Origin of the sequence: Escherichia sp. WS1152 (genome assembly GCF_046487665.1) — a bacterium.
Classification (GTDB): Bacteria; Pseudomonadota; Gammaproteobacteria; order Enterobacterales; family Enterobacteriaceae; genus Escherichia; species Escherichia coli.
Genome location: NZ_JBJQJA010000002.1, coordinates 447522 through 461778 on the forward strand (window position 1 = coordinate 447522; position 14257 = coordinate 461778).

The 14257-nt window shown below is 51.4% G+C and carries 12 protein-coding genes; 7 read left to right on the forward strand and 5 right to left on the reverse strand.

Translation table 11 applies throughout. The features are described from left to right. Positions 1-16 precede the first annotated feature (16 nt). Complete coding sequence (locus tag ACJHW7_RS05980; RefSeq protein WP_000658575.1) at positions 17-715, reverse strand: transcriptional regulator YeiL; 699 nt, start codon at positions 713-715, stop codon at positions 17-19. Positions 716-844: 129 nt separating this feature from the next. On the opposite strand from ACJHW7_RS05980, the gene rihB reads away from it, so the two are divergent. Together rihB and ACJHW7_RS05990 are read left to right on the forward strand one after the other, a co-directional pair. Continuing rightward, positions 845-1786, forward strand: a complete 942-nt coding sequence (gene rihB / locus ACJHW7_RS05985) for a ribosylpyrimidine nucleosidase (protein WP_000415417.1) — start codon at positions 845-847, stop codon at positions 1784-1786. A 99-nt stretch (positions 1787-1885) separates the two neighbouring features. Then, positions 1886-3136 carry a NupC/NupG family nucleoside CNT transporter gene (locus tag ACJHW7_RS05990; protein WP_000382971.1) on the forward strand — a complete coding sequence of 417 codons (1251 nt, stop codon included), beginning with the start codon at positions 1886-1888 and terminating at the stop codon, positions 3134-3136. Between the two features lie 55 nt (positions 3137-3191). Here ACJHW7_RS05990 and ACJHW7_RS05995 read toward each other — a convergent pair whose 3' ends face one another. From ACJHW7_RS05995 to ACJHW7_RS06005, 3 genes are all read right to left on the reverse strand, one after another. Then, on the reverse strand, positions 3192-4280 hold the full coding sequence (locus ACJHW7_RS05995) for a sugar kinase (RefSeq protein ID WP_001065014.1): 1089 nt from the start codon (positions 4278-4280) through the stop codon (positions 3192-3194). Between the two features lie 2 nt (positions 4281-4282). Next, positions 4283-5140 carry a deoxyribonuclease IV gene (gene nfo, locus ACJHW7_RS06000; protein ID WP_000873890.1) on the reverse strand — a complete coding sequence of 286 codons (858 nt, stop codon included), beginning with the start codon at positions 5138-5140 and terminating at the stop codon, positions 4283-4285. 73 nt (positions 5141-5213) lie between these two features. Continuing rightward, positions 5214-6263: a YeiH family protein gene (locus ACJHW7_RS06005; protein ID WP_000182053.1), complete on the reverse strand. Its 1050-nt coding sequence runs from the start codon at positions 6261-6263 to the stop codon at positions 5214-5216. 98 nt (positions 6264-6361) lie between these two features. Here ACJHW7_RS06005 and yieE point away from each other — a divergent pair, with 98 nt between their 5' ends. The 3 genes from yieE to cirA all read left to right on the forward strand — a co-directional run bounded on the left by yieE (position 6362) and on the right by cirA (position 11200). After that, entirely contained in the window at positions 6362-7243 is an 882-nt protein-coding gene (yieE, locus tag ACJHW7_RS06010) for a DNA-binding transcriptional regulator YeiE (protein ID WP_000548294.1), read from the forward strand. 204 nt (positions 7244-7447) lie between these two features. Then, the gene (gene lysP / locus ACJHW7_RS06015) at positions 7448-8917 is read left to right on the forward strand and encodes a lysine-specific permease (RefSeq protein ID WP_000253273.1); all 1470 of its coding nucleotides are present in this window, start codon (positions 7448-7450) and stop codon (positions 8915-8917) included. Between the two features lie 291 nt (positions 8918-9208). Further along, the gene (cirA, locus tag ACJHW7_RS06020; RefSeq protein ID WP_040234819.1) at positions 9209-11200 is read left to right on the forward strand and encodes a catecholate siderophore receptor CirA; all 1992 of its coding nucleotides are present in this window, start codon (positions 9209-9211) and stop codon (positions 11198-11200) included. A gap of 31 nt (positions 11201-11231) precedes the next feature. Here cirA and yeiG read toward each other — a convergent pair whose 3' ends face one another. Continuing rightward, positions 11232-12068: an S-formylglutathione hydrolase gene (yeiG, locus tag ACJHW7_RS06025; RefSeq protein WP_040234818.1), complete on the reverse strand. Its 837-nt coding sequence runs from the start codon at positions 12066-12068 to the stop codon at positions 11232-11234. A 257-nt stretch (positions 12069-12325) separates the two neighbouring features. Here yeiG and folE point away from each other — a divergent pair, with 257 nt between their 5' ends. Together folE and yeiB are read left to right on the forward strand one after the other, a co-directional pair. Further along, the gene (gene folE, locus ACJHW7_RS06030) at positions 12326-12994 is read left to right on the forward strand and encodes a GTP cyclohydrolase I FolE (protein ID WP_001139613.1); all 669 of its coding nucleotides are present in this window, start codon (positions 12326-12328) and stop codon (positions 12992-12994) included. 16 nt (positions 12995-13010) lie between these two features. Further along, entirely contained in the window at positions 13011-14168 is a 1158-nt protein-coding gene (gene yeiB / locus ACJHW7_RS06035; protein ID WP_040234816.1) for a DUF418 domain-containing protein YeiB, read from the forward strand. Positions 14169-14257: the final 89 nt, after the last annotated feature.

The following is a 14257-nucleotide window of genomic DNA, read 5'->3' on the forward strand; positions in this document are numbered from 1 at the left end:
CTATTGCAAATAATTTTTACTGCATCATCCCGGAGAATTTATTCTCCGGGTCCATCTCCAGCGCCAGTCCTGACAACTGCTTTCTGTTTTTAATGAGATACCCTTTCTTGCTTTTAATTAATAAACCGTCGTGAATGAATTGCGCGAGAACATATAAAAGATGTCGATAAGAAACGCCTAAATACTCTGCCGCTTGCGTATGCTTTTCGTGATAAAGATCACCTTCTTGTGAGAGTAATATAAATGCTGCCAGGCGATTCACTAACGGAAATGATTGATTCTGAGTTAAAGAAACAATATTACGATAATTTTTATGACTTAAGGTGACGCAAAGTTTTCGTAAAAATAGGGTGTCGTTTAATAACAGCGGACGGTAATGTTTCATAGGGAGCGCAAGGCACCAACACTCTTCAATAGCCTGTACCGCACGCGGTTCATGGTCTTTATCGATTAACTCAATCTCACCAATAAAACAGGGGGCGGCAAAGAAATCGATCAGCGACACGCGACCATTAGCTAGCGTGGCGTAAAGCCTGGCGCGGCCTCGCGTCAGGTAAAACAGCCAGGACGGCTGTTGCCCTTCCTGCACAATGTAGTCACGCGCTAAAAAATGAAACAGCCGCGTATCGGCTGAAACATCCGTTAAAAAGCAATCCTTAAACGCGGATTCACTCATCAATTGCTGCTTAAGATCATTATTGTGGATTTCTTTCACGATGTTTATCCGCTATGAGATTTCTCATATTTAGCATACGTACGCTGTTGTTAAGATTCAATCATCGGCCCGATCGAAATTTCTTTGCTGTAGAAAAAATAACGCAACTGGAAACAGAGGAAATAAACAATGGAAAAGAGAAAAATTATTCTGGATTGTGATCCGGGTCATGATGATGCTATTGCTATAATGATGGCGGCGAAACATCCGGCAATAGATTTATTAGGCATCACTATTGTAGCGGGTAATCAGACGCTTGATAAAACATTAATTAATGGCCTGAATGTTTGCCAGAAACTGGAGATTAATGTTCCGGTTTATGCGGGGATGCCACAACCCATTATGCGGCAACAAATCGTTGCCGATAATATTCACGGTGATACCGGACTGGATGGCCCGGTATTCGAGCCGCTGACCCGCCAGGCAGAAAGCACTCATGCGGTGAAATACATCATTGATACCCTGATGGCAAGCGATGGCGATATCACTCTGGTGCCGGTTGGTCCGCTTTCAAATATCGCGGTGGCAATGCGTATGCAACCCGCGATCCTGCCCAAAATCCGTGAAATTGTGCTAATGGGCGGCGCTTACGGTACAGGCAACTTCACGCCATCTGCCGAGTTCAACATCTTTGCTGACCCGGAAGCCGCACGCGTGGTGTTCACCTCTGGCGTTCCATTAGTGATGATGGGCCTCGATCTCACCAACCAGACCGTTTGCACCCCGGACGTGATTGCACGAATGGAAAGGGCAGGCGGCCCTGCCGGAGAGCTGTTCAGCGACATCATGAACTTCACTCTCAAAACCCAGTTCGAAAACTACGGCCTGGCTGGCGGCCCGGTGCACGACGCCACCTGCATCGGTTATCTGATTAACCCTGATGGCATTAAAACCCAGGAGATGTACGTCGAAGTGGACGTCAACAGTGGCCCTTGTTATGGGCGTACCGTCTGCGACGAGCTGGGCGTTCTTGGCAAGCCCGCTAATACCAAAGTCGGCATCACTATTGATACCGACTGGTTCTGGGGCTTAGTCGAAGAGTGCGTGCGCGGCTACATCAAAACCCATTAAGTGTTGATAACAAGCCGGGCCGGTATCGCAAGATGCAGGCCTGGCTATTTCTGATGGGCAGAAAGCCGTCGCCCAATATGACATGAAGAGATAATCACTATGGATGTCATGAGAAGTGTTCTGGGAATGGTGGTATTGCTGACGATTGCGTTTTTACTGTCAGTAAACAAGAAGAAGATCAGCCTGCGTACCGTTGGCGCGGCGTTAGTGTTACAGGTCGTGATTGGCGGCATTATGCTTTGGTTACCGCCAGGGCGTTGGGTCGCTGAAAAAGTCGCTTTTGGCGTGCATAAAGTGATGGCGTACAGCGACGCGGGTAGCGCATTTATCTTCGGTTCTCTGGTCGGACCGAAAATGGACACCTTATTTGATGGCGCAGGATTTATCTTTGGTTTCAGAGTATTACCGGCAATTATCTTCGTCACCGCGCTGGTGAGTATTCTCTATTACATCGGTGTGATGGGGATCTTAATTCGCATTCTCGGCGGTATCTTCCAGAAAGCATTAAATATCAGCAAGATCGAGTCATTCGTCGCGGTCACTACCATTTTCCTCGGGCAAAACGAAATTCCGGCAATCGTCAAACCCTTTATCGATCGGCTGAATCGCAATGAATTATTTACAGCGATTTGTAGTGGCATGGCCTCAATTGCCGGTTCGACAATGATTGGTTACGCCGCACTGGGCGTACCTGTGGAATATTTGCTGGCGGCATCGTTAATGGCGATCCCAGGCGGGATCTTGTTTGCCCGCCTGCTAAGCCCGGCTACGGAATCTTCGCAGGTTTCTTTTAATAACCTCTCTTTCACCGAAACACCGCCAAAAAGCATTATTGAAGCCGCCGCGACAGGGGCAATGACCGGGCTGAAAATCGCCGCAGGTGTGGCGACAGTAGTGATGGCATTCGTCGCCATCATTGCGTTAATTAACGGTATTATCGGCGGCGTTGGCGGCTGGTTTGGTTTTGAACATGCCTCGCTGGAGTCCATTGTAGGTTATCTGCTGGCCCCACTGGCGTGGGTAATGGGTGTTGACTGGAGTGATGCGAATCTTGCCGGGAGTTTGATTGGACAGAAACTGGCAATAAATGAATTTGTCGCTTATCTCAATTTCTCACCTTATCTGCAAACGGCTGGCACTCTGGATGCTAAAACCGTGGCGATTATTTCCTTCGCGTTGTGCGGTTTCGCTAACTTTGGTTCTATCGGGGTGGTGGTGGGGGCGTTTTCTGCGGTTGCGCCACACCGTGCGCCGGAAATCGCCCAGCTTGGTTTACGCGCGCTGGCGGCGGCGACACTTTCTAACCTGATGAGTGCCACCATTGCCGGGTTCTTTATTGGTTTAGCGTAGTGTGCGATTTATGAGCCGGATAAGATGCGGTCAAGCGTCGAATCCGGCAACATTGTTACACCATTGGCACTAATGAAAGCGCGTTATCGGCAGACAGGGTAGGGTTGTTTAAGCTGCCGCTGGCGCGTGAAATTGCCGCGCAGGCCATCGCAAAACGGGCGCTGTCACGGAAATTGTTTCCTTCCAGAAAGCTATATACCAGGCCCGCCATAAAACCATCGTCAGCACCAAAACTGTCTACTGTCGTATGCGCTGGTGCGGTCAGCAAAAATTGTTCTCCATCCTTTTCGCTGCAATAAACTGACTCATCGGGCAAATAAACAAACAGTTGCTGAACACCTTGCTGATGCAACGCATTCACTGCAGCATTACGGTCAGCATCGCTGGTGATCGCCTGTCCCCATAAAATTTCCAGCTCCGGTAAAGTGGGTTTCAGGGTGTGAATATGCGCCAGCCAGTGTTTGATTTTGCCCGCTTTGAATTCTGAAACGGTATCGACAAACACCGGGATCTCACCAGCGAGGGTAAAGACCCATTCCAGCGCCTCGGCTGTCAGGTTGCAATCAGCCAGTACCACGCCCGCATGACGAAGTAAATCGCGCGACCCGTTCAATAATTGCGGCGATAACTGTTCCAGCAGATGGGTATCGTTAATCGCCAGCACGGTTTCATCGTCTCGATTGGCAATTGCCAGATACGTCGATGTGCTTTGACCATGTAAACGAACGCAGCCGGAGACATTCACGCCGGCGCGGCGCGTTTCTTCCAGGAGCATTTCGCCATAAAAGTCATCGCCAATCACTGAAAGCAAATGGACGTCACGGCCTAACAGCGCCAGATTGTGGGCGATGTTGCGTCCCACGCCGCCCGCTGAGCAATGAATTGTACCGGGATGAGAAGCCGATTGCGGGTAACGGATATCCGCCATCCCGCGAATATCCATATTGATTGTCCCCACCACTACGCAGTATTCCTGCTCGGTGAGAATGTAACCTTTGCCTTTAATCCGGCCTTTGCGCATTAAATCCATAATATGCGCCGCAACGCGCGAACGACTGATTTGCAGCATGTCCGCAATTTCGTTCTGCTGAATCAGCGGGTTACGCCGTAAAATTGCAAGGATCTCCTTTTCCCGGTTATTCATCTTCAGGCTACCGCTTTTTCAGTTTGTTGCGCTTTCAGCCAGGCGATCTCTTCTGCCCAGATATCCGGGTTGATGGTTTCGAGGATCAGCGGAATGCCGTCGAAACGGTCGTCCTGCATGATCCAGCGGAACGCATCATGACCGATATTGCCTTCACCGAGGCTATGATGGCGGTCAACGCGGCTGCCAAAGGTGCTTTTCGCATCGTTAAGGTGCATCCCGCGCAGATACTTAAAGCCAACAATACGGGCAAAATCCGCGAACGTTTTCTCGCATTCGGCTGGAGTACGCAAATCATACCCGGCAGCGAAAGCATGGCAGGTATCAATGCAGACGCCGACACGGGATTTATCTTCCACGCCGTCGATAATCGCCGCGAGATGTTCGAATTTAAACCCTAAGTTACTGCCCTGACCGGCGGTATTTTCAATCACCGCGGTCACACCTTGAGTTTTATCCAGCGCAATGTTGATGGATTCGGCAATACGCGCAAGGCAATCCTCTTCTGAAATCTGCATCAGATGGCTGCCAGGGTGGAAGTTGAGCAAAGAAAGCCCCAGCTGTTCGCAACGCTGCATTTCATCTATAAAGGCATCGCGCGATTTTTCCAGAGCTTCAGTGACCGGATGTCCGAGGTTAATCAGATAGCTGTCGTGGGGAAGAATTTGCGCCGATGTGTAGTGATATTTTTCACAGGCGGCTTTGAATTCATCGATGGTTTGCGTCGTGAGCGGCGCGGCACGCCACTGACGTTGGTTTTTGGTGAACAAGGCAAACGCGGTTGCGTCGATTTCGGCGGCGCGAATTGCGGCATTTGCCAGACCGCCAGCAGCACTAACGTGCGCTCCAATGTATTTCATGCGAGGACTCCTGTTAAACCCGCTGGAGGAAAACGGTAATGATAGCGGGTTAACAGGAGCAAGATGTAGTGGTTTATGCGATGACGCTTTGAATCACATAGTTAATCGCACCACCACCAACAATCAGCCAGGCAAACAGTACCAGTGCCATCAGCAGAGGTTTCGCCCCGGCTTTTTTCAGCGCGCTGACGTGAGTGGTCAGACCCAGCGCCGCCATCGCCATTGCCAGCAGGAAGGTATCCAGCGTTACCAGCATGTTCACCACGCTCTGCGGTAACAGGTGGAACGAGTTAAAGATGGCAACTACGATGAACAAGATGGCAAACCACGGAATAGTGATTTTGCTTTTCTCGCCGCTGTTCGCCCCAGACAGCTGTTTAACACGCGCCGCCAGCAGGATGAGGAACGGAGCCAGCATCATCACGCGCAGCATTTTGGAAATAACTGCTGCGTTTTCCGCATCCGGGCTGATGGCATGACCTGCCGCCACCACCTGCGCCACTTCGTGCACAGTAGAACCAATGTAGATACCGAAAGTTTCCGGACTAAACCATTGAGACATCAGCGGATATATCGCCGGGTAGAGGAAAATCGCGACGGTCCCGAAGATAACAACGGTTGCAACAGCCACGGTTACTTTACTGGCTTCCGCTTTCACTACCGGCTCAGTCGCCAGTACCGCTGCAGCACCACAGATACTGCTACCGGCACCGATCAACCAGCTGGTGTGCTTATCCAGACCAAACACTTTCTGCCCCAGGAAGCAAGCCAGCAGGAAGGTACTGGACAGCGTCAACACGTCAATGATGATCCCACTGATACCGACATCGGCAATTTGCGAGAACGTCAGACGGAAGCCATAAAGAATGATACCCAGACGTAATAAATATTGCTTGGCAAACAGCACACCACCGTCACAGCTTTTCCAGATGTGCGGATAGATGGTGTTGCCTAAAACCATCCCCAACAAGATTGCGAGGGTGAGGGCACTAAACCCGGCACCCGCAACCGCGGGAATGGAACCACCCCACAGGGCGACCCCGGTGATAACTGCACTCAGGGCTAACCCCGGAATAAAATGCCACAGTGTACGATGTTGTTTCTGTAAGGTGATATTCGTCATAACCCTCTCCTTTAACCGGGCATAAGGTTACGACTAACTGGTTTAAAAATAAAATTGATTATATATTTATAATTAATCTTTATAAGTGGTAAGCGACTATGCACATCACCCTCCGGCAGTTGGAAGTTTTTGCAGAAGTATTGAAAAGTGGATCAACCACCCAGGCGTCGGTGATGCTGGCGTTGTCGCAATCAGCAGTGAGCGCAGCCTTGACCGACCTGGAAGGGCAGCTTGGCGTGCAACTGTTTGATCGCGTGGGGAAAAGACTGGTTGTTAATGAACACGGGCGGCTGCTCTATCCGCGTGCGTTGGCATTGCTTGAACAGGCGGTTGAAATCGAACAACTGTTTCGCGAAGACAACGGCGCGATTCGTATCTATGCCAGTAGTACCATCGGTAACTACATTCTGCCTGCAGTTATCGCCCGTTATCGCCATGATTATCCGCAGTTGCCGATTGAACTTAGCGTTGGGAACAGCCAGGACGTGATGCAAGCGGTGCTGGATTTCCGCGTTGATATTGGCTTTATTGAAGGACCGTGCCACAGCACTGAAATCATTTCTGAACCGTGGCTGGAAGACGAGCTGGTGGTTTTCGCCGCGCCGACTTCGCCATTGGCTCGTGGTCCGGTCACCTTAGAACAGCTGGCCGCTGCGCCGTGGATCCTGCGTGAACGCGGCTCCGGCACGCGGGAGATTGTCGATTATCTGTTGCTGTCACATTTACCGAAGTTTGAGATGGCGATGGAATTAGGTAACTCCGAGGCAATCAAACATGCGGTGCGTCATGGGTTGGGAATTAGTTGCCTGTCGCGACGGGTGATTGAAGACCAATTGCAGGCAGGCACATTAAGTGAAGTTGCGGTCCCTCTGCCGCGCCTGATGCGTACGTTGTGGCGTATACATCATCGGCAAAAACACCTTTCCAACGCGCTACGGCGCTTTCTGGACTATTGCGATCCCGCGAATGTCCCGCGTTAAGTTGCTGTACAAGAACATGCTGGTGCTGTGTCGATTTCGTGACGCAGCGCCTTCAGCATGCATTCGCCAGAAAAGAGATTGGCTGCTTTACTTATAATCCCTGGGCGATCATGAAGGTGTCTTATAACCGTGTATTTCTGCCGGAAGGATTGCCAATCGTCTGCTACAATCGCGCCTCATTTTTTAGATGGATAGCATTTTTGTATGGTTTCGGAAACTAAAACCACAGAAGCGCCGGGCTTACGCCGTGAATTAAAGGCGCGTCACCTGACGATGATTGCCATTGGTGGTTCCATCGGTACAGGTCTTTTTGTTGCCTCTGGCGCAACGATTTCTCAGGCAGGTCCGGGCGGGGCATTGCTCTCGTATATGTTGATTGGCCTGATGGTTTACTTCCTGATGACCAGTCTCGGTGAACTGGCTGCATATATGCCGGTTTCCGGTTCGTTTGCCACTTACGGTCAGAACTATGTCGAAGAAGGCTTTGGCTTCGCGCTGGGCTGGAACTACTGGTACAACTGGGCGGTGACTATTGCCGTTGACCTGGTTGCAGCTCAGCTGGTCATGAGCTGGTGGTTCCCGGATACACCGGGCTGGATCTGGAGTGCGTTGTTCCTCGGCGTTATCTTCCTGCTGAACTACATCTCTGTTCGCGGCTTTGGTGAAGCGGAATACTGGTTCTCACTGATCAAAGTCACGACAGTTATTGTCTTTATCATCGTTGGCGTGCTGATGATTATCGGTATCTTCAAAGGCGCGCAGCCTGCGGGCTGGAGCAACTGGACAATCGGCGAAGCGCCGTTTGCTGGTGGTTTTGCGGCGATGATCGGCGTAGCTATGATTGTCGGCTTCTCTTTCCAGGGAACCGAGCTGATCGGTATTGCTGCAGGCGAGTCCGAAGATCCGGCGAAAAACATTCCACGCGCGGTACGTCAGGTGTTCTGGCGAATCCTGTTGTTCTATGTGTTCGCGATCCTGATTATCAGCCTGATTATTCCGTACACCGATCCGAGCCTGCTGCGTAACGATGTTAAAGACATCAGCGTTAGTCCGTTCACCCTGGTGTTCCAGCACGCGGGTCTGCTCTCTGCGGCGGCGGTGATGAACGCAGTTATTCTGACGGCGGTGCTGTCAGCGGGTAACTCCGGTATGTATGCGTCTACTCGTATGCTGTACACCCTGGCGTGTGACGGTAAAGCGCCGCGCATTTTCGCTAAACTGTCGCGTGGTGGCGTGCCGCGTAATGCGCTGTATGCGACGACGGTGATTGCCGGTCTGTGCTTCCTGACCTCCATGTTTGGCAACCAGACGGTATACCTGTGGCTGCTGAACACCTCCGGGATGACCGGTTTTATCGCCTGGCTGGGGATTGCCATTAGCCACTATCGCTTCCGTCGCGGTTACGTATTGCAGGGACACGACATTAACGATCTGCCGTACCGTTCAGGTTTCTTCCCACTGGGTCCGATCTTCGCATTCATTCTGTGTCTGATTATCACTTTGGGCCAGAACTACGAAGCATTCCTGAAAGATACCATTGACTGGGGCGGCGTAGCGGCAACGTATATTGGTATCCCGCTGTTCCTGATTATTTGGTTCGGCTACAAGCTGATTAAAGGAACCCACTTCGTACGCTACAGCGAAATGAAGTTCCCGCAGAACGATAAGAAATAAGTTTCTCCCTTCCTTGCTAAGCCCTCTCAACCGAGAGGGCTTTTTCAATTCCATTTCCCTGACAAATCATGCGGATATAAAATTTAACATTTGGATTGATAATTGTTATCGTTTGCATTATCGTTACGCCGCAATCAAAAAAGGCTGACAAATCAGAGGCTGTTCCGGCTTTCTGGGATGATCACCTGCATACAAATAAGTCCACCGCGATGCTGCCGTACGCAAGGGGACGTGAAGAAGATGTGAGCGATAACCCATTTTATTTTCGTAGTTACCTCATGGAGATATGGAATGTTTAGGTTGAACCCTTTCGTACGGGTCGGGCTGTGTTTGTCCGCTATTTCTTGTGCATGGCCTGTGTTAGCGGTCGATGACGATGGCGAAACGATGGTTGTCACTGCATCTTCCGTTGAACAAAACCTTAAAGATGCACCCGCCAGTATCAGCGTCATTACCCAGGAAGACCTGCAGCGAAAACCGGTACAGAATCTGAAGGATGTCCTCAAAGAAGTGCCTGGCGTACAACTGACGAACGAAGGGGATAACCGTAAGGGCGTTAGTATTCGTGGTCTGGACAGCAGCTACACCCTGATTCTCGTCGACGGTAAACGCGTTAACTCCCGCAATGCCGTCTTCCGCCACAATGATTTCGATCTGAACTGGATCCCGGTCGATTCCATCGAACGTATTGAAGTGGTTCGTGGCCCGATGTCGTCGCTGTACGGCTCCGATGCGCTCGGCGGTGTAGTGAATATCATCACCAAAAAAATCGGTCAGAAATGGTCGGGTACCGTTACCGTCGATACCACCATTCAGGAACATCGCGATCGCGGTGATACCTATAACGGTCAGTTCTTTACCAGTGGACCATTAATTGATGGTGTGCTGGGAATGAAAGCTTACGGCAGCCTGGCAAAACGTGAAAAGGATGACCCGCAAAACTCAACGACCACCGATACCGGAGATACGCCGCGTATTGAAGGATTCTCCAGCCGCGACGGCAATGTCGAATTTGCCTGGACACCGAATCAAAATCACGATTTTACTGCCGGATACGGTTTCGACCGTCAGGATCGTGATTCCGACTCGCTGGACAAAAACCGCCTGGAACGCCAGAACTACTCCGTCAGCCATAATGGGCGTTGGGATTACGGCACCAGCGAACTGAAATACTACGGTGAGAAAGTCGAGAACAAAAACCCTGGCAACAGCAGCCCGATAACTTCCGAAAGCAATACGGTCGACGGCAAATACACCTTGCCGCTGACGGCGATTAATCAGTTTCTCACGGTTGGCGGTGAATGGCGTCACGACAAACTTAGTGATGCGGTGAACCTGACCGGGGGAACCAGCTCCAAAACGTCTGCCAGCCAGTACGCGCTGTTTGTGGAAGATGAATGGCGGATCTTCGAGCCGCTGGCGCTGACGACCGGCGTACGTATGGACGATCATGAAACCTACGGTGAACACTGGAGTCCGCGTGCCTACCTGGTTTATAACGCCACCGACACCGTAACGGTGAAAGGGGGCTGGGCGACGGCATTTAAAGCACCTTCTCTGTTGCAACTTAGCCCTGACTGGACGAGCAATTCCTGCCGTGGCGCATGTAAGATTGTGGGTAGCCCGGATCTGAAACCAGAAACCAGCGAAAGTTGGGAGCTGGGGCTTTACTACATGGGCGAAGAAGGCTGGCTGGAAGGGGTTGAATCCAGCGTTACCGTTTTCCGTAACGATGTGAAAGATCGTATCAGCATCAGCCGTACGTCTGACGTCAATGCTGCACCAGGCTACCAAAACTTTGTCGGTTTTGAGACGGGCGCTAACGGACGGCGCATACCGGTATTTAGCTACTACAACGTTAACAAAGCTCGTATTCAGGGCGTGGAAACCGAACTGAAAATTCCGTTCAACGATGAATGGAAACTGTCGATCAACTACACCTACAACGATGGTCGTGATGTCAGCAACGGCGAAAACAAACCGCTATCCGATCTGCCGTTCCATACTGCTAACGGTACGCTGGACTGGAAACCGCTGGCGCTGGAAGACTGGTCATTCTATGTTTCTGGTCACTATACCGGGCAGAAACGCGCCGACAGCGCGACGGCTAAAACACCGGGCGGTTATACCATCTGGAATACCGGCGCGGCCTGGCAGGTGACTAAAGACGTCAAACTGCGCGCAGGCGTGCTGAACCTTGGCGACAAGGATCTCAGTCGTGACGACTACAGCTATAACGAAGACGGACGTCGTTACTTTATGGCAGTGGATTATCGCTTCTGATGAGAAGATGCCCGGCGAACCGGGCGGACTTTCACTTCAGTAAATACTGCGCATGGAAGCGCAGGTGATCCTCTATAAAAGAGGCGATGAAGTAGTAACTGTGATCATATCCCGGCTGAATACGCAGCGTCATAGGCCACGCTTTCTGGCGCGCGGCTTCTGCCAGAACTGCGGGTTGCAGTTGGTCAGCAAGAAACTGATCGTTATCACCCTGATCGATAAGCGTCGGGATCGCATCCTGCGCGTTACTGGCATACATCAGCGCGCAACTGTCCCATTCCAGCCATGCATTTTTGTCCTCACCTAAATAGCTGCTAAACGCTTTGATTCCCCACGGGACGCTGCACGGATTCACAATTGGCGCAAAGGCGGAAACGCTGGTGTATTTGCCCGGGTTTTTCAGCGCCATAATCAGCGCACCGTGACCACCCATTGAATGACCGCTAATGGCGCAGCGGTCGCTGACATTAAATTGCGACTGAATCAACGCCGGTAATTCATCGCGCAGATAATCATACATCCGGTAATGCGTCGCCCACGGCAGTTGCGTGGCGTTAAGATAAAACCCCGCGCCCTGGCCTAAATCGTAGCCATCGTCGTTGGCAACCTGTTCGCCGCGCGGGCTGGTATCTGGCATCACCAGTACAATCCCCAGTTCCGTCGCTACCCGCTGGGCACCCGCCTTGGTGGTGAAGTTCTCGTCATTGCAGGTTAATCCGGAAAGCCAGTACAGCACTGGTGGCGGGGTGTGATCACGAGGGGGTGGGAGAAAGATACTGAACGTCATCGGGCAGTTTAAGGTACTGGAGTCGTGTCGCCAGCGTTGCTGCCAGCCTTCAAAACAGCGGTGCTCTTCGAGCATTTCCATGCGTGGCTCCTTGTTGTGTTGTTTGCAATTTCTTCATCATACCGTTTATTCAATGTGCTGTGAGTAACTTTCACTTCCGTATTTGCATAACGATGTTTTAACATCTGCTGATGAAAGGCAGCGGCAATTACAATAATTATCGCTGTGAATACTGGATTATGTGCGCCGCCTCACGCACAATAATCAGGCTGTAAATCAGCTTAATAACTTTGCCCCCACGCAGGGCGGAGGCGTCACACCTGCAGGAGAAATCATAAATGCCATCACTCAGTAAAGAAGCGGCCCTGGTTCATGAAGCGTTAGTTGCGCGAGGACTGGAAACACCGCTGCGCCCGCCCGTGCATGAAATGGATAACGAAACGCGCAAAAGCCTTATTGCTGGTCATATGACCGAAATCATGCAGCTGCTGAATCTCGACCTGGCTGATGACAGTTTGATGGAAACGCCGCATCGCATCGCTAAAATGTATGTCGATGAAATTTTCTCCGGTCTGGATTACGCCAATTTCCCGAAAATCACCCTCATTGAAAACAAAATGAAGGTCGATGAAATGGTCACCGTGCGCGATATCACTCTGACCAGTACCTGTGAACACCATTTTGTCACTATCGATGGCAAAGCGACGGTAGCCTATATCCCGAAAGATTCGGTGATCGGCCTGTCGAAAATTAACCGCATCGTGCAGTTCTTTGCCCAGCGCCCGCAGGTGCAGGAACGTCTGACTCAGCAAATCCTCATTGCGCTGCAAACGCTGCTGGGGACCAATAACGTGGCTGTCTCCATCGACGCGGTGCATTACTGCGTGAAAGCGCGTGGCATCCGCGATGCAACCAGTGCCACGACAACGACCTCTCTTGGTGGATTGTTCAAATCCAGTCAGAATACGCGCCACGAGTTTCTGCGCGCTGTGCGTCATCACAACTGATTAAAAGGCAGGAACCATGGAGCGCAACGTCACGCTCGATTTTGTTCGCGGCGTCGCCATTCTGGGGATCCTGCTATTAAACATCAGCGCCTTTGGGCTACCAAAGGCGGCTTATCTCAATCCCGCCTGGTACGGTGCTATTACGCCGCAGGATGCATGGACCTGGGCATTTCTCGATCTCATCGGCCAGGTGAAATTCCTCACGCTTTTTGCGCTGCTGTTTGGTGCTGGCCTGCAAATGTTGCTGCCCCGTGGCAGACGCTGGATCCAGTCGCGGTTAACGCTGTTAGTCTTGTTGGGCTTTATTCACGGTTTATTGTTCTGGGACGGCGATATTCTGCTGGCTTACGGGCTGGTGGGCTTAATCTGCTGGCGGCTGGTGCGCGATGCGCCATCGGTAAAAAGCCTGTTTAATACAGGCGTCATGCTTTATCTGGTGGGGCTTGGCGTTTTGCTGTTATTGGGGTTGATTTCCGACAGCCAGACCAGCCGCGCCTGGACGCCGGATGCATCGGCTATTTTGTATGAAAAATACTGGAAGCTTCACGGCGGCGTTGAAGCGATCAGTAATCGTGCCGATGGTGTTGGCAACAGTTTACTGGCACTGGGCGCACAGTATGGCTGGCAACTGGCAGGGATGATGCTCATTGGTGCGGCGCTGATGCGCAGCGGCTGGCTGAAAGGGCAATTCAGCTTACGTCACTATCGTCGTACTGGTTTTGTGCTGGTGGCGATTGGGGTGACCATTAACCTTCCTGCCATCGCCCTGCAATGGCAGCTGGACTGGGCGTATCGCTGGTGTGCCTTCTTACTTCAAATGCCGCGGGAACTGAGTGCGCCGTTTCAGGCGATTGGCTATGCGTCGCTGTTTTATGGCTTCTGGCCGCAATTGAGCCGCTTTAAGCTGGTGCTTGCGATCGCCTGCGTCGGACGGATGGCGCTGACCAACTATCTATTGCAAACGCTGATTTGTACCACGCTTTTTTACCACCTCGGTTTGTTTATGCAGTTTGACCGTCTGGGATTGCTGGCGTTTGTTATTCCGGTATGGCTGGCGAATATCCTCTTCTCTGTTATCTGGCTGCGTTACTTCCGCCAGGGGCCGGTGGAATGGCTCTGGCGTCAGTTAACTTTGCGTGCTGCCGGACCGGCAATATCTAAAACATCAAGATAACGATCTGGATCACATTCGTTAACAAAACGGCTGTAACCGTTTCCATTGCTGTGACTCGATTCACGAAGTCCTGTATTCAGTGCTGACAA